The 19,922-nt window shown below is 35.6% G+C and carries 18 protein-coding genes; 10 read left to right on the forward strand and 8 right to left on the reverse strand.

All coding sequences use genetic code 11. The annotated features are described in order from the left end of the window. Positions 1 to 287 precede the first annotated feature (287 nt). From ABD692_RS14815 to ABD692_RS14850, 8 genes are all read left to right on the forward strand, one after another. Positions 288 to 2,570, forward strand: a complete 2,283-nt coding sequence (locus ABD692_RS14815) for an outer membrane beta-barrel protein (RefSeq protein WP_344768214.1) — start codon at positions 288 to 290, stop codon at positions 2,568 to 2,570. Positions 2,571 to 2,744: 174 nt separating this feature from the next. Next, positions 2,745 to 3,161, forward strand: coding sequence for a Holliday junction resolvase RuvX (gene ruvX / locus ABD692_RS14820; protein ID WP_316754992.1), 417 nt, complete (start codon positions 2,745 to 2,747; stop codon positions 3,159 to 3,161). A gap of 8 nt (positions 3,162 to 3,169) precedes the next feature. Next, positions 3,170 to 3,805 carry an O-methyltransferase gene (locus ABD692_RS14825; protein ID WP_344768217.1) on the forward strand — a complete coding sequence of 212 codons (636 nt, stop codon included), beginning with the start codon at positions 3,170 to 3,172 and terminating at the stop codon, positions 3,803 to 3,805. Between the two features lie 25 nt (positions 3,806 to 3,830). After that, positions 3,831 to 4,508, forward strand: a complete 678-nt coding sequence (locus ABD692_RS14830; RefSeq protein WP_344768219.1) for a glucosaminidase domain and LysM peptidoglycan-binding domain-containing protein — start codon at positions 3,831 to 3,833, stop codon at positions 4,506 to 4,508. A 50-nt stretch (positions 4,509 to 4,558) separates the two neighbouring features. Beyond that, entirely contained in the window at positions 4,559 to 5,395 is an 837-nt protein-coding gene (locus ABD692_RS14835) for a glucosaminidase domain-containing protein (RefSeq protein ID WP_316754986.1), read from the forward strand. A 48-nt stretch (positions 5,396 to 5,443) separates the two neighbouring features. After that, on the forward strand, positions 5,444 to 6,196 hold the full coding sequence (locus tag ABD692_RS14840; RefSeq protein ID WP_344768221.1) for a hypothetical protein: 753 nt from the start codon (positions 5,444 to 5,446) through the stop codon (positions 6,194 to 6,196). Further along, on the forward strand, positions 6,193 to 6,528 hold the full coding sequence (locus ABD692_RS14845; protein ID WP_344768223.1) for a hypothetical protein: 336 nt from the start codon (positions 6,193 to 6,195) through the stop codon (positions 6,526 to 6,528). The genes ABD692_RS14840 and ABD692_RS14845 overlap by 4 nt, the downstream gene beginning before the upstream one ends. A 127-nt stretch (positions 6,529 to 6,655) precedes the next feature. Continuing rightward, positions 6,656 to 7,657 carry a DUF3078 domain-containing protein gene (locus ABD692_RS14850; protein WP_316754980.1) on the forward strand — a complete coding sequence of 334 codons (1,002 nt, stop codon included), beginning with the start codon at positions 6,656 to 6,658 and terminating at the stop codon, positions 7,655 to 7,657. 3 nt (positions 7,658 to 7,660) lie between these two features. Here ABD692_RS14850 and ABD692_RS14855 read toward each other — a convergent pair whose 3' ends face one another. Beyond that, positions 7,661 to 8,356 (reverse strand): siderophore-interacting protein, encoded by a 696-nt coding sequence (locus ABD692_RS14855; protein WP_344768225.1) that lies wholly within the window; start codon positions 8,354 to 8,356, stop codon positions 7,661 to 7,663. Positions 8,357 to 8,485: 129 nt separating this feature from the next. On the opposite strand from ABD692_RS14855, the gene ABD692_RS14860 reads away from it, so the two are divergent. Then, the gene (locus ABD692_RS14860; RefSeq protein WP_344768227.1) at positions 8,486 to 9,475 is read left to right on the forward strand and encodes a helix-turn-helix transcriptional regulator; all 990 of its coding nucleotides are present in this window, start codon (positions 8,486 to 8,488) and stop codon (positions 9,473 to 9,475) included. Between the two features lie 172 nt (positions 9,476 to 9,647). On the opposite strand, the gene ABD692_RS14865 is transcribed toward ABD692_RS14860, so the two are convergent. Continuing rightward, entirely contained in the window at positions 9,648 to 12,071 is a 2,424-nt protein-coding gene (locus ABD692_RS14865; protein WP_344768229.1) for a DUF5916 domain-containing protein, read from the reverse strand. Between the two features lie 191 nt (positions 12,072 to 12,262). On the opposite strand from ABD692_RS14865, the gene ffh reads away from it, so the two are divergent. Continuing rightward, entirely contained in the window at positions 12,263 to 13,600 is a 1,338-nt protein-coding gene (gene ffh / locus ABD692_RS14870) for a signal recognition particle protein (RefSeq protein WP_344768231.1), read from the forward strand. Between the two features lie 572 nt (positions 13,601 to 14,172). Here ffh and ABD692_RS14875 read toward each other — a convergent pair. The 6 genes from ABD692_RS14875 to ABD692_RS14900 form a co-directional block, all read right to left on the reverse strand. Further along, positions 14,173 to 14,787, reverse strand: coding sequence for an ABC transporter ATP-binding protein (locus tag ABD692_RS14875; RefSeq protein ID WP_344768233.1), 615 nt, complete (start codon positions 14,785 to 14,787; stop codon positions 14,173 to 14,175). A gap of 22 nt (positions 14,788 to 14,809) precedes the next feature. Then, on the reverse strand, positions 14,810 to 15,274 hold the full coding sequence (locus tag ABD692_RS14880) for a GNAT family N-acetyltransferase (protein WP_344768235.1): 465 nt from the start codon (positions 15,272 to 15,274) through the stop codon (positions 14,810 to 14,812). Positions 15,275 to 15,306: 32 nt separating this feature from the next. Further along, positions 15,307 to 16,092, reverse strand: a complete 786-nt coding sequence (lpxA, locus tag ABD692_RS14885; protein WP_154281849.1) for an acyl-ACP--UDP-N-acetylglucosamine O-acyltransferase — start codon at positions 16,090 to 16,092, stop codon at positions 15,307 to 15,309. Next, a complete protein-coding gene (locus ABD692_RS14890) occupies positions 16,093 to 17,505 on the reverse strand; it encodes a bifunctional UDP-3-O-[3-hydroxymyristoyl] N-acetylglucosamine deacetylase/3-hydroxyacyl-ACP dehydratase (protein WP_316754962.1) in 1,413 nt (470 codons plus the stop codon). After that, positions 17,495 to 18,571: a UDP-3-O-(3-hydroxymyristoyl)glucosamine N-acyltransferase gene (lpxD, locus tag ABD692_RS14895; protein WP_344768241.1), complete on the reverse strand. Its 1,077-nt coding sequence runs from the start codon at positions 18,569 to 18,571 to the stop codon at positions 17,495 to 17,497. The genes ABD692_RS14890 and lpxD overlap by 11 nt, the downstream gene beginning before the upstream one ends. Before the next feature lie 122 nt (positions 18,572 to 18,693). Continuing rightward, positions 18,694 to 19,917 (reverse strand): HD domain-containing protein, encoded by a 1,224-nt coding sequence (locus ABD692_RS14900; RefSeq protein ID WP_316754960.1) that lies wholly within the window; start codon positions 19,915 to 19,917, stop codon positions 18,694 to 18,696. Positions 19,918 to 19,922: the final 5 nt, after the last annotated feature.

Genomic DNA, 19,922 nt, shown 5'->3' on the forward strand with positions numbered 1-19,922 from the left:
TGACCAAACTTCAACAGCTTTAACTATGTATTAAGTTTATTACCCAAGGGTGACAATACCCAAAACCTATAACTGTGTAATTATCTTGTTTTCACTATATTTGAGTCTCAATTAATATCTCAAACTAACTTTTGCCATTACAAATGAACTTTTTAAGGTCTTTGTTATTGCTTTTTTTATTGCTCTCAACAATATCAAGCTTTAGCCAGAAAAAAAATAAAACGATTAAAATAATCGTTTTAAATGAAAAGAATGTCCCTTTTCAGTATGTTACTGTGCAACTTTTTTTGGCCAAAAATTCCAGCTCCATCCAAACTGTTAAAACAGATAATAAAGGTATTGCAATTTTTACCCAACCCGCACCAGGAACTTATTTTTTTTATGCAAAAGCTGTAGGTTATGAAACTTATAAAACCGATATTATTAAATCTCCATTCGTATTAAATAGTTTAACGCTTAGAATATTACCCACCAGCCAGTTACTTAAAGAGGTAACTATTGAAGGTAATAAGCCTGGTGTTCAATATATCCAAGGTAAAATTGTTGTAAATATTGATGCAGACATTACCAACACGGGAACAACGGTTTTAGAGCTTTTGGAAAAATCGCCAGGTGTAATGGTAAATAAAGAAGGTGCCATTAGTTTACAAGGCAAATCAACCGTATTAGTTATGATTGATGAGAAGCCTACATATTTATCGGGAGTAGATTTAACAAATTTGCTTGCAAGCATGAATTCTGCTCAGGTAAATCAAATAGAATTAATTACCAACCCTTCGGCAAAGTACGATGCCAGTGGAAACGGAGGCATAATTAATATTAAAACCAAAAAAAATAACCAGGATGGCTTTAACGGAACAATTACCACAATTGCTGGCTGGAGCCGCGATTATAAAAATAATAACAGCCTGCTACTAAATTATAAAACGCGTAAAATAAATGCCTTTGCAACGGCAAGTTATAATACAAACAACAATTTTGTGGATATTAAAGCTTACCGGAACTATTTTGGCAATAATCAGGCAACGGAGGCGTTAGACCAAACTACAGCCATTTCCAGTCTTACCCATTATAAATTTCTAAAAACTGGATTAGATTTTTACGCGTCTAAAAATACAACGATAGGCATTGCCCTAAGCGGGACATTGATAAAAAAAGATGGCGAAAGTAATGCGCTTGCAACTTGGAAAAAAGAATCTGGAAGTATAGACTCGGCTATTTCTACAAATAGCAATACCCAATATGAATTTAGAAATGGTGCTATTAACCTTAATCTAAAACAATCCATTGGTGACCAACAGGATTTATCAGTTGATTTGGATATGCTTAGTTATAGCTTGAACAATAACCAGGAGTTTACAAACAAACTTCTAACTTTCAAAGGTTATACGCAAGGCACAAATATCGAAGTTCCATCTACAATAAAAATATATGCTGTCAAAGCCGATCATATTATTCATTTTAATGATAATGCACAATTAGAATCAGGAATAAAAGCTTCTTCTATAAATACGGATAATAGTGCGGGTTACACCAACCTTAATGGTAATATGCGTTATCCAGATTTAAACCGCAGCAATCATTTTAAGTACAAAGAAAACGTTAATGCGATTTATAGCACTTACCAGAAAAAAATGGGCAGAATAAATGCGCAGCTGGGACTACGGTACGAGCATACTAATTACGATGCAAATCAACTTGGAAATGCAGTAAAACCAGATTCTACCTTCTCCAGAAGCTATGGAAATCTTTTCCCATCTGGCTATTTGAGTTATCAGGCTGATTCGCTAAACATATTTACCATAACTGCAAGTCGCAGAATCGACCGCCCGGCATACCAAAAACTTAACCCTTTCACCTTTATCGTAAATAAGTACACAATACAAAGAGGCAATCCATATATACTACCTCAATACAGCTGGAATTTAGAACTTAGTCATCGTTTTAAGCAAGTCTTAACAACTTCGCTTTCTTACAGCATTGTCGACAATTACTTTTCCCAAATTTTCCTTTCCGAAGGATCAGATGTTTTAATTTACACAGATGGCAATGTTGGTAAAATGACCAACTTAGGGTTATCGGTTTCGTTACAATTTTTCCCAGCCAAATGGTGGTTATTTAACGGCCAGGGAAATTTTAATTATAAGAAATTCAATGGTTATCAAAACATTAATTACCAATCTTATATTAATCAATTTCAGCTTAGCCTAAGCAACCAATTTAGCATTACTAAAACATTTAGTGGGGAAGTTTCTGGTTTCTACCTCACAAAGGCAAGAAACGATTTGCAAGAGTTATTGTACCCTAACGGACAGATTTCGGCAGGATTATCAAAATCAATTCTTAAAGGTAAAGGGAGTTTAAAATTCAATGCCCGCGATATTTTCTTTACCCAGAAAATGGAAGGACTTACCGATTTTCCTCAGGCACAAGAATATTTTAAACTAACCAGAGATAGCAGGCTTTTTGTGCTGAGCTTTAGCTATCGATTCGGCAAGCCAATAAAAGCTACAAAACGATCGAATGGAGGTGCAACCGACGAAATGCGAAGAGTTGGAGGCCTTAATTAGAAAATCAACTTCAGTAGTACTTTGATAAGTCCGCCCCTATTTTCGCTATATCCCGATAGAAAAAATCGGGGATGCCGCTTCAACAGGGTTTAATTTACTTAAAGCCTGTATTTCATACCTTGCTAAAAAGACGAGTTATCAAAAAACCTTACCTTTGGGGCGTTAACAAATTATATGGCCCGAATTCTTGCCTTCGATTATGGTACTAAACGCATCGGCATTGCCGTTACCGACCCTTTGCAAATTATTGCTACAGGTTTAGACACCGTACACCCAAAAGATGCAATAGAGTATATAAAAAAGTACCTTGTCACCGAGCAAGTAGAAGCATTTGTAATCGGTGATCCAAAACAAATGGATGGTTCAGATTCTGACTCAAAACAGCATGCCAAAGGTTTTTCTACATCGCTTAAAAAAGCTTTCCCAACCATTCCACAACATTGGGTAGACGAACGTTTTACTTCTAAAATGGCGCATCAGGCCATTATGCAAAGCGGTTTAAAAAAAAGTGATCGACAAAATAAGGAACGTGTTGATACCATAGCCGCCACAATTATTTTACAATATTTTATGGAAACCAACCGTTTATAACAAACAAAATGAGCCTGATAAACGACGACCTACAAGATTTATTAATTAAATACTGCGAGCCGGAGAGCGAATTACTTCAAAATATAGATCGCCAAACCAACCTTAAAGTACTTATGCCTCGCATGCTTTCAGGCCATTATCAAGGTCGCGTTTTAAGTATGTTAAGCAAAATGAATTCGCCAAAACGAATTTTAGAAATTGGTACATTTACAGGTTATGCTACCCTCTGCTTAGCCGAAGGCTTAGCAGCTGATGGGTTAATTTACACTTTAGATATTAATGAAGAACTCGAAGACATGGTTCGCAAGAGTTTTAGTGAATCTGAATATCGCGATAAAATAAAATACATTTTAGGCGATGCCGCAAAAACCATAACTAGCTTAGATGAGGTTTTCGACATTGTTTTTATCGATGCTGATAAAAAAAACAACGGAACTTATTACGACCTGATTTTTGAGCGTGTTCGCCCAGGCGGAATTATTATTGTTGATAATGTGCTATGGAGTGGAAAAGTACTTCAAGAAAAGCAAGATAAAGACACCAAAAATATAACTAGTTTTAATGATAAAATAGCTGATGATGAACGGGTTGACAAGTTAATTCTTCCAGTTCGCGATGGGCTTTTTGTAATTCGAAAGAAATAGAATACTCGTGATTCAATAGAAAAAAATGAAAAATATATTTACTTTTTGCATTTTACTTTTAAGTGTAACTCTCTCTAAAGCACAAGAAACAGAAGAATATATTACAGAGCATGCAGAATTTGCGCAAACACTAATGCGTGATCATAAAATTCCAGCAAGTTTAATTTTAGCAGTTGCCATTCACGAATCGGCGGCAGGAAACAGTAAAATTGCACAATACCTTAATAATCATTTTGGGGTAAAAGGCCCAAACAATAATACCGAAATTCGTTCTGCCTATCGCGATTACGAAAGCGACGAAGAATCGTATAGCCATTTCGTAGAAATTATGGAAACGCGTTCGCCTTTTAACAGCTTATTCGAGAAATATGATCAATACGACTATAAAGGCTGGGCAAGAGGTATACAACGTTCGGGTTATGCACATAGCAGAAGCTGGGCAAGCCAGGTTGTGGCTTTAGTTAAAAAGTACGAATTGTATAATTATGACGAACGACCTGAAGGTTACGAAGAACCCGTTTACGTTACAACAACTTATCGTAAAAGAAGTTCGAAAGCCAGAAGCGGTAGAAGCTACACTGTAAAATCTGGCGATAATTTAAGCATTATTGCAAAGAAAAAAGGCACCACCGTTAAAACGCTGATGCAAAAAAACGGATTAAAAAAAGCAAATCTAAAACCTGGACAAAAGATTAAATTGTAATCTTGTTATTACGACCACTACTATAACCTAATTAATATACTTAACACCTAATGAAATTCAAATACCTATACTTATTGCTTGCTGTTGCTTTTTTTAGCTCTTGCGGATCACGTAAATATTCTAAAAACAATAAACAAATAGAAAAAGCAGCAAATAAAGCCAACAACAATACCTATAAAAGCTACAATACTTTAAGTTATATTGATGAATTTAAAGCTGTAGCTATTGAAGAAATGAACGCTTTCGGAATCCCAGCAAGTATTACCTTGGCTCAAGGCATTTTAGAATCGGGAAGTGGAAACAGCGATTTGGCAAAATATGCAAATAACCATTTTGGTATTAAATGTACTTCAGATTGGAAAGGCAAAAATTATTTTAGAGATGATGATCAAAAAAATGATTGCTTTAGGGTATATAAAGATGCTCGCGAGTCGTTTAAAGATCACTCTGAGTTTTTAAAGCGCAAACGTTACAGCAACTTATTTCAGTTAGATAAAAATGATTATAAAAGCTGGGCTCAAGGACTTAAACAAGCTGGCTATGCGACTAATCCTAAATACCCCGATTTGCTAATTAACACAATCGAAAAGTATCAGCTTTATCAATATGATCAATCTGAAAATGAAAAGCAAAAAATTGCCCGCGAGGATAGGGTTTTTAGTGAAATCAATGAGAATATCCCGAAAGAAAAAGCAAAGTTTACGCCAGTTGATACACCTCCCGTTGGCGCAAAACCAATTTTAGCCGACGGAACTTACACCGTTATTAAAGGCGATACCCTTTATAACATAGCTAAGCGATTTAACATTAGCATTGATGATTTAAAAATTTTAAATAATATGACTACTGATGGCATTAAACTTGGGCAAGTATTGAAGGTTAAATAATGTTAATCAGATTTATTGCTGACCAGTAAATTGTAGTTTTGTTATCTAATGAGATTTTTAATTGCTTTTATGTATTTCTTTGGCCTATCGGCGATGCTTTACGCGCAAACGAAACCTGTGCAAGGCGTTGTTATTGATAAAGAAACCAAACAGCGATTAGCAAAGGTTTACATTTATAATACCAGAAGCGGCGATGGCATGTATAATACAACAAAAGGAGAATTCAGCACATTTGCAATTCCTGGCGATACTTTAGTTGCGGCACTTTCTGGTTATGGTGTAGATACCATTGTTTTTAAGGGCCAGCCTGCAGCATATTTTCAGTTAAAATCTTTAGGCATTCGTTTAAGAGATGTTTTAATTCGAGAAAAGAAATTATCGCCACAAGAACAATACGAAAAAACCATAAAAGAATATCGTTATGCTACGCAGAGAGGGAGCAGTAAAGACTTAATTAATTTAGGTAATGGCGGTGTAGGTTTAGGTATAGATGCAATTTATAATTTATTGAGCAGACAAGGCAAAAACGCAAGGCATTTGCAAAAAATACTGGAAAAAGATTATCGCGAAGACATGATTGATTATCGTTTTACAGCTGGGCTTGTGCAGCAAATTTTAAATATAAAAGACCCTGAATTGAAAGATTTTATGCAACAGTATCGACCAACCTATCAGTTTGTTTTAGATGCAAATGATTATGCTTTCAATCTTTTTATCAGAAATGCTTACAGAAGTTATCGCATGAACCCACAAGCCTTGCGATTACCTGCTCTGCCACAACTTAGCATTGATAAGCTGTGAAAGCGCCAATATTAATAGTTAAAAATTTGCCTGCCGAAGGGATGGCTATTTTCCCATTTATTTTACTTAAAAAAGAAAGTTATAAAAAGGATAAGCAAATTCTCAATCATGAGAAAATCCATTTAAGGCAACAATTAGAACTGCTGATTTTTCCTTTTTATTTTCTGTACTTGGTTAACTACTTAATTAACATTTTAAGATATAAAAAACACGATTTGGCTTACCGAAAAATATGCTTTGAACAAGAAGCCTATCAACATGAAAACGACCTGAATTACCTGAAAAATGGAAATTGGTTCGGTTGGCTTGCGCCAGGAAAAAGCGGCACTTAGCGTTTAAAAATTAGGGCTTTAATTTTGCCAATTTACTCATTCAGGAATCCAAAATTCTGAACCTCAAATTAAAATCATTTCGTTAAACTTTTTTATCTGTAGTTAATTTTCATTTTCTTTGTAACCAATGAAGAATTTTTTAGCCTCCATAATCATCATTTTAAGCCTCAGTTCTGCGAAATTATATGCTCAGGAGATTGATACAATTCCTATCAATACCAAAGACATGAACATTAGGCTTAAACGTAGTCCGCTGCCAAGCAGAACACTACCTTTGTCTTTTGAGCCTGTAAAACTTCGCCCTGCAGTTGTTAATGCAAAGGTTAATTATTGGAAAACCAAAACTGCTATTGGTATAAACATTAACCAAGCACAATTTAGCGATAACTGGAAAGGTGGTGGTGTAAACTCAATTGCTGTTGGTGGTTTATTAAACTGGAAGGCTGAGTATAGCAAAAACAGCTATAGCTATGTAAGCGAGGTTATTCTTCAATATGGAAAGATTAAAAACAAAGATCAGCTTCAAAAGAAAACTAATGACCGTATTTTCTGGGATAACAAAGCTTCCTTTCAATTATCTAAAAATTGGTATTTCTTCGGTTCAATAAACTTCGAATCTCAGTTCGATAATGGTTATTCGTATTCAACCGTTAACGGCGCAGAAACGGCTACATTAATTTCTAAATTTATGGGGCCTGGTTATTTAACCGAATCTATCGGTTTCGAGTATAAACCAAACAAATATTTCTCAACCAGAATTGGTACGGGTACCGCCAGACAGACTTTTGTTTTAGATACTGCATTATATCGTACAAATGCTAAAAACTTCGGTGTAAGCCCTGGTAAACAATTCAGAAACGAACTTGCATTTCAGGTAGTGGCCGCGTTTGATAAAGATATTTTCACCAATACAAATTTAAAAGCTCGCTACGCCATGTTTATTCCTTACGAGGATATTGCTTTTAAAAGAATTGATCATAGGCTGGATGTTGCCTTAACAGCAAAAATAAACAGATTTATGAACACAAGTTTAACTGGCGTTTTATTATACGATACCGATACAGGTACCAATAAAATTCAGGCCAGTCAAACCCTTGCGTTAGGCTTTGCATTTGTATTTCCAAGATAAAAGCTAACCGCCTGTTCGTCCGTTTTCCCAATAACAGGTTGTTTGAATTTGTTTGTAGCTAACACCTCTTTCTTTAAGGTATTTTTTAAATCGCTGTACAGATTTCCCCCTTCCAGTTAGGTAAAAGCTTGCATCCTTCCACATTTCCCAACATTTTGGGTGCATATTTTCCATCCATTCTATTGCGTTTTCTGCAGGTGCAATAAGTTCTGATGGAACCGTATCAATCAAAAGTTTAATGTTGTTCAGAGCAGCATCGTTTTCGGCTTTCATTTCTAAAACACCAAAATACTCGTGATTAGATTTTAGAGCAATTTCTCCAAACCATTCATACAAGCCTAAACTGGTTTCATCGCCAAAGAAAAAATGTTGATTTGAATCAAAATCATATTTTATTTTAGCAGCATCTGCAATGAGTTTTAAGCTATCTCCTTTTTGAATATTAACAGCCCAACTACTGCCAATACCTTTTCTATTTAAAAAGAAAATGATTTTGCAGGTTTCTGTTTCCATATCAAAATCGGCTAGAGTATAATGTCGGTATTCGTTAGAATTTATACGGATTAGCACTTCATTTCCTGGCACGAAATCGGCATTAAGGAAATCGCCTTTAAATGTAACACACTTTAAATTGCCGCTAAGCATTTCTGTTTCTACTACATCAACAGCATAGATTTTATTACTGATGATTTTTTCCATGGTATTGGCGAACCAAGAAGGTAATTTCGGCATCGTATTATTTTGTTTAGTAACTTTAGCCAAAAGTAGTTGTCTTATGTTTTTTGTGTTTTACACGAAAAGGATAAAAATTTATACTAAAAGGATTTTATGGCCTTAAGCGTTTACGATAAATCGAACAAGGAATACGTTGTTGGACACAGCATAGATAACTTTATGATTAACCAGCCGCTTGTAACCGAGCGTAGGGAAAAATTCAGCTTCCCTTTTGGCGATGCTGAGTTGGTACAGATTGGTTTTTCGGGGATTTTTATTGTGTATGGCGATGTAATGGTTCGTGAAAATCGGCTTCGTATTAAATCTTTTGATGAAAATGAATTGGTTGAGCTTCATTTTTCGATTTATGGCGGTGGAATTATAGAGAACTTTTTGACCAAAAGAAGGATTGCAATTAAGCCTAACCACCACAATATTATTTATACACCAGATTTTGATGGTACGGCAGAATTTCCAATAGATCAAAAATTGAAATTTTTTGAAGTTCATTTTGACCGAGAACGCTTTATTGACTTAACCAAAGACAGCAGCGTTTTGCTTAGAAGGTTTGCAGATAAGATTATGAATAACAAATCTGTAGAAATATCGCAAACCGATTTACCCATAAGTTTAGCCATGCACAGTTGCATTAACGATATTATGAACTGCCACTTTACTGGCGGTTTAAAATTATTGTTTCTACAATCGAAATGCGTTGAATTACTGGCTTTACAGGCACAGGCATTTGAATTGGCTGATAAGAAAACAGCAGCCCCTAAATTGAAATCGGCTTATGATAAAGAAAGGATTCACTATGCCAGAGAATACTTATTAGCACATGTAAATAACCCGCCATCATTAACCCAACTTGCAAAGGTTGCTGGCATTAATGAGTTTAAGTTAAAAGAGGGCTTCAAAGAAACCTTTCAAAATACAGTTTTCGGCTATTTAAGCGATTACAAACTGATGAAAGCTAAAGAACTTTTAACCAATGGTGAAATGGATATTAAAAATATTTCAGACGAATTGGGCTATTCTTCAGTTCAACATTTTAGCAATGCTTTTAGCAAAAAATTTGGCATAAGCCCTGGCAAAGCCAGATAAACCTTTAATGGTTTTATGCTTTATAAGCTTACTTCTTTTATAAACCCGATTGAGTGGAAATACTTTTTTGGTGCCCGACTTTCGTTAAAAAACTACTATTTTCCCAAAAAAGATTGTAATGAAAGCGGGGCTGAAAACCGCCAAAAATTACACCTCCGTTCCTTTTCAAATATTATATTTTTTTGTGCTTTTTCTTTAAATCGAGATAATCTACATAGTAAAGCACTTTAACCGAAAGGCTATTATTTTGTGGGGAAGCTAAAATTCCACTTAGGTTTTTGTTGTAGCGCTGGGTATAAAAAGTATCGTAAGTTTCGGCTGCATCTTTGTACGATAGGGAAAGTGTACTACCTGGTGCGAATTGCCAGGTGTAAACAAAATCGATATTGAAAACATTGTAGTTTCTATCGGTTCCAGTCAGTGCTGGGCCCTGGTAATCGGTTAAATTTCCGTCGGGCTTAAGCAAATAAAATTCCTTATTTCGTCTATCGCTCCAGTAATGTCTTAACACAACAGTTAAACCCATTAAGTTTGTAAAAGTATATTTTGCATCGAAAGAGTTTTCAACTGTTCTTCGATCGTATTTAGAGAATATAGCCTGATTGCCTTGCGCTGTTACCCAATTAACATAATTGTAATTTGGATTGAAATTTAAATCTAAACCAAAAGCTATTTTATCGTTTAAACGGAAATTTTGAAATAGATAGAAATTATATGATTTTCCTTTAAACAATTGTTGTTCGCGATAACGAACATTACCCCCAAAATTGTAAGCCTTTGCACGATTTGGATTAATGTATAAACCAATTGTAAAGTTTTCTGGCGCCTTATAAATCTGACCATTTCTGGCCTCGTAAAAGTCGTTAGCTTTGGCATCATAATTTAAATCGATTTCTGCCGACCATAAATTTTTAAATCGAACGTAAGAACCTCCTTCTAAGCCGAAACTTTGATAATCGCCAGGCGCTGCTCTTCGAGAATATGAAGTATTAAACCAATTTTGCCACTCGTTATACCATTTACTTGGTTTGTAAATGTTGTAGCCGAAACCAATACGCTGATCTAAAAAGTTGTTATTGGTGAAAAAACCCATATCCGAGGGATCAAATTTATCATCGGCATAAACTTGATTATAACTCCAGGTAAAATTGCCACTTTGCTTTCCTAATCGTAAGGTATAACTGTAGCCTGTACTGGTTTCATTGCCACGTAAATAGCTCATTTTACCTCCGCCGTTAACAAAATATTTATTGCCTTTATTGTTTAAATTGAAAAGTAAGGCGCTTACGTTTGCATCATAAGCACTGCCTTGCCTTAAAACGTTGGTATTAATAAATGTTGCTGAGCTATTGTTTTTTAACGATTGATCGAAAACTAAAATATTGTAATTGGTTAAGGGTTGGGTTTCAACCTCACGGAGGTTTCCATTGGCATCTTCAACCTCGGTTTGCATACTATTGGTAATTGCATTAAAAATACCAATTCCTAAACCTTTTGCAGTACGCCCAGAAATTTTAGTTGCATTTAAAACCTTAGCCTCCGTTTGATCCTTAATTATTTTATCGCCGCTGTTTATTTGACTATAATCTGAATATGCTGGAATAGAACCGATTCGTTTCGAGTAAAATAAATCGCCTTTGTTAAAAAGCTCTGTTCCTTCGGTAAAAAACTGGCGATTTTCGTTAAACTTAACTTCAAATGGTGTAAGATTCAAAATTCTGTTATCAGATTGTACCTGACCAAAGTCGGGCACCAGAGTCATATCCAAGGTAAAACTGTTGTTTATACCATACTTTACATCCATACCACCATTAAATCTCGAAGTGGTATTTTTCACTCCTGGAATATTTGCTGGATAATGATTTACATAAGCCGAAATGTAAGGAGAAAATGAAAGACGAAGGGGCGGTTTAATATCCTTAACGCCCATCCAAAGGCCTTCCTGGTTAATAAAACCGTTAACCGTTGGATTTACAAAGTTCCAGAAAGTTTGTGTATTTGAACGTTGGATTCTTCTGCTAAAGTTTAAGCCCCAGTTTTGAACATCTTTACCAGAAAAACGCAAAGCTGAATAGGGAATTTTCATTTCGCATGTCCAGCCTAAATCGTCTATTTTAACTGCACTTTCCCAAACTGCGTTCCAATTTGGGTCCTCATCACCAACCTGCGAATATTTTGCATCAAACTGAACACCTGCAGCAGTTACAAAGAAACCGTTACCATTCATTTTATCGTAAAAAGGATCAACAATAATTGATATGAAATCGGCATTACCGATGTTATCCCGAGAAACTAATTCATGAGAAACACTATCCTTATTATCGTACATTCTTGCATAAACGTAAATGGCAACATCATCATAAATCACCTTCATTTCAGTGCGTTTATCCTTTCCCTCTACCCGACCAGGCACTGGTCTGATTTCGAAAAAATCGGTTGCAATGGGTACATTTACCCAACAAGCATCGTCTAAAATACCATCAATTTTTGGTGTCGCAGCAGTTCTCACCGCAGATAGTTGTTTCTGTTTTGCAGGGTCTTGCGCCTGAAGATAGGTGTAACAAAACAGGCTCAACAAGAGTAGATAGAATTTCATTTGGATGGCTTAGTTAACCATAAGACTAGTTGTTATTGGAAATGTTGCACCAAACTGAAAATTTAGTTTAACATAATTGTAAGTTTTGGCTTTGACTTGCAAAGATTTACAAGCAAAATTTGATACATTTGCCCTTTATTAAAAACAAGTAGCTTTTGCTTTAGGGCAACAGGCTTTTAGCTTATAAAAAGATGTTTGATAATTTACAGGACAAGCTAGACAGAGCATTTAAAGTATTAAAAGGACAAGGCAGTATTACGGAAATCAACGTGGCAGAAACCATGAAAGAGATTCGTAAAGCACTATTAGATGCCGATGTTAACTATAAAACCGCCAAAGCATTTACCGATGATGTAAGGCAAAAAGCATTAGGACAAAACGTATTAACTGCGGTTTCTCCTGGTCAGTTACTTACCAAAATAATGAACGATGAGCTTGCTGCCTTAATGGGTGGTGAAGTTACTGAGTTAGAAACCAAAGCCAATCCGACTATTATTTTAATTGCAGGCTTAAACGGTGCGGGTAAAACAACCTTCGCAGGTAAGTTGGCTTTGCACTTAAAAGGAAAAGGCAAAAAACCTTTATTGGTGGCTGGTGATATGTACCGCCCTGCGGCTGTAGATCAGTTGGAGGTTTTAGGAACTTCAGTTGGTGTTTCAGTTTATGCAAACCGCGATTCTAAAGATCCAGTTGGTATTGCTTTAGAAGGTATTGCTCATGGTAAAGAAAACGGAAATAACGTAATTATTATCGATACAGCTGGTCGCTTAGCGATCGACGAATCTTTAATGAACGAAATTTCTGAAGTTAAAGCCAAAACACAACCGCACGAAATTTTATTTGTGGTCGATTCAATGACTGGTCAGGATGCTGTGAATACTGCAAAAGTATTTAACGACAGATTAGACTTTACTGGTGTTGTTTTAACCAAATTAGATGGTGATACACGTGGTGGTGCTGCACTTTCAATTAAATCGGTCGTAAACAAACCGATTAAATTTATAGGTACAGGCGAGAAAATGGAAGCACTTGATGTGTTTTATCCTGATCGTATGGCATCGCGTATTTTAGGTATGGGTGATGTGGTTTCGCTTGTTGAACGTGCTCAGATGCAGTTCGATGAGAAAGAAGCGGCAGAATTACAGAAAAAAATTCGCAAAAATAAATTCGATTTCAACGATTTCTATAACCAGATTCAACAAATTAAGAAGATGGGTAATATGAAAGATTTGATGGGCATGATTCCTGGCGTTGGCAAAATGATGAAAAATGTAGATATCGAAGATGATGCATTTAAGTCAATCGAAGCAATTATCCAATCGATGACACCATTTGAAAAGGAAAATCCAGATAGTATTCAGCAAAGCCGTCGTTTACGTATTGCAAAAGGTTCGGGCCGAAAAATAGAAGAGGTAACCAAACTAATTAAGCAATTTGAAGATATGCGCAAAATGATGAAGCAATTCTCAAATCCTGCTGCTGCTGCCGCAATGATGAAAAATATGCCTAAAATGCCATTTGGAAGATAGCTAATAAGCTAAAAGTTGAAAGAATAAAGTTAGAAGCATATTGCAGATATTCAAATCCCAATCAGAAATGGTTGGGATTTTTTTTTGGAAATGATTGTTTGGTTTCATTGGCAACATCAGTCCCGCTTTTCCTCCAATCTTTTTTACCTGTTATGCAAAATGAAGGCTAATGCGAACAAAAAAAGTATTTTCGTTCAATCGGGTTTAATTAACGCAAAACAGCGAATTAACTCGGCTTTCAAATGTTTATTACTTAAAAAACCATGGGCTTTAACTGAAAAAACCTCCGTGTAAAAGAAATGCCTTTGGGAACCACTCCAAAGGCATAATCAACCTAAACCTCAAACTAAACTATGAAAAATCTTTTGCCTTTTCAGGCTATATATTAAAATCTGCAAAAGCAGAAATATTATCATTTACTTGAAGAGATAAAATTAAATAACTGTTTCTCTTTTTGGTGGTGCAAAGGTAATAACTATTTTTCAATTACAAAATATTTATTTAAAAATATTTTTATAATACAAAATGATGACAATTAGTGTGTTTAATACACGAAGAGAAAGCACCTTAAACTACTTATAATCAGAAATTTGAATATGCTCTGTACAAAAGTCATATTCCTGAATTTGATTAGAACCTATTATAGTTAATCTATCTTTTGCAAAATTTTCTATCAACTCTCTGTACCAACTTATACCCTGAACGTCTAAATTGCTGGTAGGTTCATCTAAAAATAATATAGGTGTATCTGCGCAGCAAGCCAAAGCTAGTTTTGTTCTTTGCTTCATTCCAGATGAAAAATACTTAATTTCCTTGTTAGCCGATTTTTCTAAACCTAAAATTGAAATTAGCTTTTTAGCATCAACATCCTTAGCTATTTTTTTGAATTTGAAATGAAAATTGATAATCTCTTTCAAGGTAAATGTTTCTACCAATTCCAAATAAGGAGCTGCAAGACTTATATATTGATAAATATCTTCAACAGTAATGTCTTTAATATCGGAAAAAGAAATTTCCCCTTCAGATGGAGATAAGCTGCCTGTTAAAACGCTCAATAATGTCGATTTGCCCGAGCCGTTCGGCCCAAGTATAGCGTAACTATTACCTAAAGTAAATTCTTTGCTCAGGCTTCTAAAAATCCATTCTTTGTTAAAACGGCGACCAACATTACTTAAGGTTATCTTCATTGTCTTAGTTTCAATGCGAATATCAAGATTTGACAAGAGCCTTTAACATACAAACACTATTATCTATTCCGATATATTGCCCATAATTAGGTGTAATATGATAACCAACTTTTTGATAAAGTGCAATCGCCTCGGGTTGCTTTTTTCCAGTTTCTAAAACGCACTCCGAAAAACCAAGTTCAGCTGCCCAATTTTCTAGCTCTGTTAAAATTTTAATGGCGATACCCTTTTTTCTGCTTTGAGGATGAACAAACATCCGTTTTACTTCAGCAGCGGTATCTGAGAATGGCTTTATAGCACCACAGCCTACGGGACTATTATTGCAAAAGGCAACAACCACTTCTTTTATTGCATCAACTTTATTAAACTGCGCATAAAAGGCGTGCTCTTCACCATCTCTAATCGCTAAATCTTTATCCAACAAAGTAACCAATTCTCTAAAATTGGCATGATCTGAATTGGTTCTGATTAGCGTTATATCATCCATGAATGTTTTGCTTTTAGCTTTGGTTTTTCCGCTTAACTTCCCATTCCAAAACCTTTCATCACACCTCGGTTAGAGTTACGAATGAAATCTACAATCTCATCGCGAATCTCAGTAGGTTTGAATTCAGCTTCGATCATATCCAAGGCTTTGGTTACGTTATTGTGTTTTACAAAAAGTACACGATAAATTTCCTGAATTTCGTCAATTTGCTCGTTGGTAAAACCTCTTCTACGCAAACCAACAGAATTTATCCCCGCATAAGAAAGTGGCTCACGGGCAGCCTTAACATAAGGCGGAACGTCTTTACGAACTAATGAACCACCAGTTACAAAAGCATAAGAACCAACCTTAACAAATTGATGAATAGCCACCAATCCTGCTAAAACTACATTGTTTCCAATTGTAATGTGCCCTGCTAAAGTTGTGCTATTCGAGAAAATACAATTATCTCCAACTTCACAATCGTGCGCAATATGCGAATACGCTTGAATTAAGCAATTGCTTCCAATTACTGTTTTCCATTTATCTTTAGTTCCGCGGTTTATGGTAACACATTCGCGAATGGTGGTATTGTCGCCAATTTCTGCAGTTGTTACTTCTCCTGCAAATTTTAAATCCTGAGGTTCGCCAGAAATAACGGCTCCAGGAAAAATACGGCAGTTTTTACCAATTCGTGCACCATCCATAATGGTTACGTTCGAACCAATCCAAGTTCCTTCGCCAATAACAACATCTTTATGTATTACAACAAATGGTTCGATTACTACGTTTTCGGCAATTTTTGCCTGGGGATGTATGTATGCTAAAGGTTGTATCATTTATTGAGCAGGTTCTGTTTGTTTAATTTTAGAAATTTGAGCCATCATTTCAGCCTCAACTACGATTTTTTCGCCGACCATACCAACACCTTTCATTTGGGCAATGCCTCTTCTAATTGGCTCAAGTAAATCGCAACGGAAAACAATTGTATCGCCAGGAAGCACTTGTGCTCTGAAACGTACATTATCTATTTTTAAGAAATAAGTTAAATAATTCCTCGGATCTGGTACGGTACTTAATACTAAAATACCACCAACCTGCGCCATAGCTTCAATCTGGATTACTCCAGGAAAAACTGGTGCCCCAGGAAAATGTCCTTTAAAAAACTCTTCATTCATGGTTACGTTTTTAACGCCCACAACGTGGTTTTTAGACAATTCAAGTATCTTATCTACAAATAGAAAAGGTTGGCGATGTGGCAATATGTCCATAATCTGAACAATATCATATAATGGCTTAGCGCTTGGATCGTACACCTTTTGGATTTTTTTATTTTTTTCTTTTTTAATAGCTGCTTTTATTTTTTTAGCAAAAGCAACGTTCGCTGCATGGCCTGGACGGGCAGCCATGATATGGCCTTTCAAATGCATACCTACCAAAGCTAAATCGCCAATCATATCTAATAATTTATGACGGGCAGGTTCATTTTGGTAACGAAGCTCCATGTTATTCAGTATTCCCTGAGGTGCAACGTCTATATCTTTTCGGTTAAAAAGCTTTGCCAAATGATTTAATTCATCTTTGGTTACTTCTTTATCAACAATTACGATGGCATTATTTAAATCACCACCTTTAATTAAGTTGTGTTGCAACTGATATTCTAATTCGTGCAAGAAACAGAAAGTTCTGCACGAAGCAATTTCTTTTTTAAACTCTGCAATAGTATTAATTCCAGCATGCTGGCTTCCTAAAACTGGAGAATTATAATCAATCATACAGGTAAAACGATAGTCATCCAAAGGCATGGCTACGATTTCGACTTTTCGATCAGCTTCTGTGTAGGTAATGTTATGGGGAATAGTAAAATATTCGCGATCAGCATTTTGCTCTATAGTACCAGCTTCTTCTAATAAATCAATAAACTGAATGGAACTACCATCCATAATTGGAGTTTCAGGGCCATCAAGCTTAATTAAAACGTTATCTAAGTCCATACCAACTAAAGATGCCATAACATGCTCTACAGTGCTTACGCTTGCTCCATTTTGAGTAATAGTAGTCCCTCTAGAAGTATCCGTTACGTTATCTGCATCAGCATCGATAATTGGTTGTCCATCTAAATCAATGCGTTGAAATTTAAACCCGTGATTTTCTGGTGCAGGGCAAAAAGTTAAGGTAACATTAGCTCCAGTGTGTAAACCCACGCCCGAGGCTGATATTTCTTTGTTAATCGTTCTTTGTCTAACGTTCATTGTTTATTGTATTCTTTTCCAGTTCTGATGTAAGTCTTTTCAATTCTTCTTCGAGTACGTTAATTCTTTTTTCTACATCTGGAAGATGTTTAAAAATTACAGAAGCACGCATCCAGTTACGCAAAGGTTGTGCAGGACTACCGTGCCATTGTTTATTTTCTTCAGTAATATTAAAGTTAATGCCAGCTTGAGCCCCAATTTGGGTTCCTTTTGCTAGCGTTAAATGACCGGCAATGCCTACCTGTCCTCCAATAACGCTATTCGGCCCTATTTTAGTACTACCAGAAACGCCTGATTGTGCTGCTAGAACGGTATTTTCGCCAATTTCAGCATTATGAGCAATTTGAATCAGATTATCAATTTTTGCTCCTTTTTTTATAATCGTTGAGCCCATTGTAGCTCTATCAACCGTTGTGTTTGCACCAATTTCTACATCGCTTTCAATAATAACATTACCAATTTGAGGTATTTTATTATAAGTTCCGTCTTTCTGGGGTGCAAATCCAAAACCATCGCTACCAATAACCGTATTAGAGTGAATAATTACTCTATCGCCGATAATTGAATTGTGATAAATTTTTACACCTGGAAAAAAAGTACAGTTCTCTCCTATTTTAGAGTTAGCACCAATGTAGGTTTGCGTAGTAACTTTTGTACCTGCAGCTATTTCAACATTTTCGGCTACATAAGCAAAAGCACCAATAAAAACGCCTTTTCCTATTTTTGCAGTCGGGTGTACATAAGCTAATTTATCAATACCAGCTTCTTGCTCCTGAGCGTTTACAGCTTCATTATACTTATCTAATAAAATAGTAAATGAACTATAAGGATTCTCAACACGAACCAAAGTGCTGGTATAATCTTGCGTTGGATTAAAGTCTTTTGAAACGATAACCACCGAAGCCTTAGTAGAATACAAAAAGTTTTCGTACTTAGGGTTGGAAAGAAAAGACAACGAGCCTTCCTTACCATCTTCTATTTTAGAGAGTTCAGTTACGGCTACATCAGGGTTACCATCTATGGAACCGTTTAAAAACTCGCTTATCTGCTTGGCAGTAAATTGCATCGTACAAAGGTAAATGTTAAATTGATATGAACAAAAAAACCTGTAAGGGTTAAACCGTGTATATTCTACACAATAATAAGAGTTAAAACGGCTCTAAAAGTTAATTATTTTGTTAAATAAACTTAAATACCACGAGGGTAACAAAGGATATATTTTTCTACAGTTTTTTGCAGCGACTCTAGATTGGATAAATCCGATGCTTTTGCAATATCAACAATATCGTTATTTTTCATTAAAATTTTAATATTCCCAACACCTGCATTGTATGCCCTATTTTTTATCGAATCGGTAAAAACAAAGTAATTTGCTTCTTCGGGCTTTATACCCAACAAATCAACAGCTGCATTTTGTAAAAACGAAAGTCGATCTACATCAACGATTTCATTACTCATTTCTACCTTATACAAATTACGGGAGGTTAACATTTTGCAAAGCGTTGATAAAATTTTATCAGGATGTTTTACCCAAACCTTAACGGCAGCGTAAATATCCTGATCATCGAGATTTGTAAAATGTTCTAAATTTTCTTGTTGTTCGAAGAAATTTTCTTCGTTAATATCGTTTTTAAGGAAATAATTTAAAGATGGTGCGGCAAATAAATCTTCGCCTTCGGCAGATAACTGTTTGGCTCGCTCTAAAAGTTTAACCAAAATCATTTCACCAGAAATAACCGTTTTGTGCAAGTAAACCTGCCAGTACATTAACCTGCGGGCAATTAAAAATTTCTCGATAGAATAGATCCCTTTTTCTTCGATAACCAAATCATCGTCGTAAACATTAAACATTTTAATGATTCGATCGAAACTGATTACACCCTCGCTTACTCCAGTAAAAAAGCTGTCGCGATTCAAATAATCCATCCGATCTAAATCGAGCTGACCTGAAATTAACTGGTGCAGAAATTTTTTAGGATATGTGCCATTAAAAATTTCTATTGCATGGGTTAATTTACCATCAAAATGCTGGTTTAACTCCTGCATCAGCTTTGCTGAAATATCTTCGTGTTTAATTCCAGTAACTAAAGAATGTTCTAGTGCATGAGAAAACGGACCATGACCAATATCGTGTAATAAAATAGCCAGTATGGCCGATTCTTCTTCACCATCGGTAATTGTATGCCCTTTACTTTTTAATAAGCTAATGGCTAAGCTCATTAAATGCATTGCCCCCAAAGCATGGTGAAAACGAGTATGTAATGCGCCAGGATAAACCAAATGTGTCATCCCAAGTTGCTTAATGTATCGCAAACGCTGAAAATACGGATGAGAAATTACATCGTAAACTAATTCTGTGGGGATACTTATAAATCCGTAAACCGGATCATTTATTATTTTCTTCTTATTCAATCGTT

The organism is Pedobacter ginsengiterrae, assembly GCF_039537385.1.
GTDB classification, from domain to species: domain Bacteria; phylum Bacteroidota; class Bacteroidia; order Sphingobacteriales; family Sphingobacteriaceae; genus Pedobacter; species Pedobacter ginsengiterrae.

What these genes read in the sequence shown, in the direction of transcription:
- ruvX (WP_316754992.1), top strand. Translation starts at nt 2,745, where the DNA reads ATGGCCCGAATTCTTGCCTTCGATTATGGTACTAAACGCATCGGCATT.
- ABD692_RS14825 (WP_344768217.1), top strand. Translation starts at nt 3,170, where the DNA reads ATGAGCCTGATAAACGACGACCTACAAGATTTATTAATTAAATACTGC.
- ABD692_RS14830 (WP_344768219.1), top strand. Translation starts at nt 3,831, where the DNA reads ATGAAAAATATATTTACTTTTTGCATTTTACTTTTAAGTGTAACTCTC.
- ABD692_RS14835 (WP_316754986.1), top strand. Translation starts at nt 4,559, where the DNA reads ATGAAATTCAAATACCTATACTTATTGCTTGCTGTTGCTTTTTTTAGC.
- ABD692_RS14840 (WP_344768221.1), top strand. Translation starts at nt 5,444, where the DNA reads ATGAGATTTTTAATTGCTTTTATGTATTTCTTTGGCCTATCGGCGATG.
- ABD692_RS14850 (WP_316754980.1), top strand. Translation starts at nt 6,656, where the DNA reads ATGAAGAATTTTTTAGCCTCCATAATCATCATTTTAAGCCTCAGTTCT.
- ABD692_RS14855 (WP_344768225.1), bottom strand. Translation starts at nt 8,356, where the DNA reads ATGGAAAAAATCATCAGTAATAAAATCTATGCTGTTGATGTAGTAGAA.
- ABD692_RS14860 (WP_344768227.1), top strand. Translation starts at nt 8,486, where the DNA reads ATGGCCTTAAGCGTTTACGATAAATCGAACAAGGAATACGTTGTTGGA.
- ABD692_RS14865 (WP_344768229.1), bottom strand. Translation starts at nt 12,071, where the DNA reads ATGAAATTCTATCTACTCTTGTTGAGCCTGTTTTGTTACACCTATCTT.
- ffh (WP_344768231.1), top strand. Translation starts at nt 12,263, where the DNA reads ATGTTTGATAATTTACAGGACAAGCTAGACAGAGCATTTAAAGTATTA.
- ABD692_RS14875 (WP_344768233.1), bottom strand. Translation starts at nt 14,787, where the DNA reads ATGAAGATAACCTTAAGTAATGTTGGTCGCCGTTTTAACAAAGAATGG.
- ABD692_RS14880 (WP_344768235.1), bottom strand. Translation starts at nt 15,274, where the DNA reads ATGGATGATATAACGCTAATCAGAACCAATTCAGATCATGCCAATTTT.
- lpxA (WP_154281849.1), bottom strand. Translation starts at nt 16,092, where the DNA reads ATGATACAACCTTTAGCATACATACATCCCCAGGCAAAAATTGCCGAA.
- ABD692_RS14890 (WP_316754962.1), bottom strand. Translation starts at nt 17,505, where the DNA reads ATGAACGTTAGACAAAGAACGATTAACAAAGAAATATCAGCCTCGGGC.
- lpxD (WP_344768241.1), bottom strand. Translation starts at nt 18,571, where the DNA reads ATGCAATTTACTGCCAAGCAGATAAGCGAGTTTTTAAACGGTTCCATA.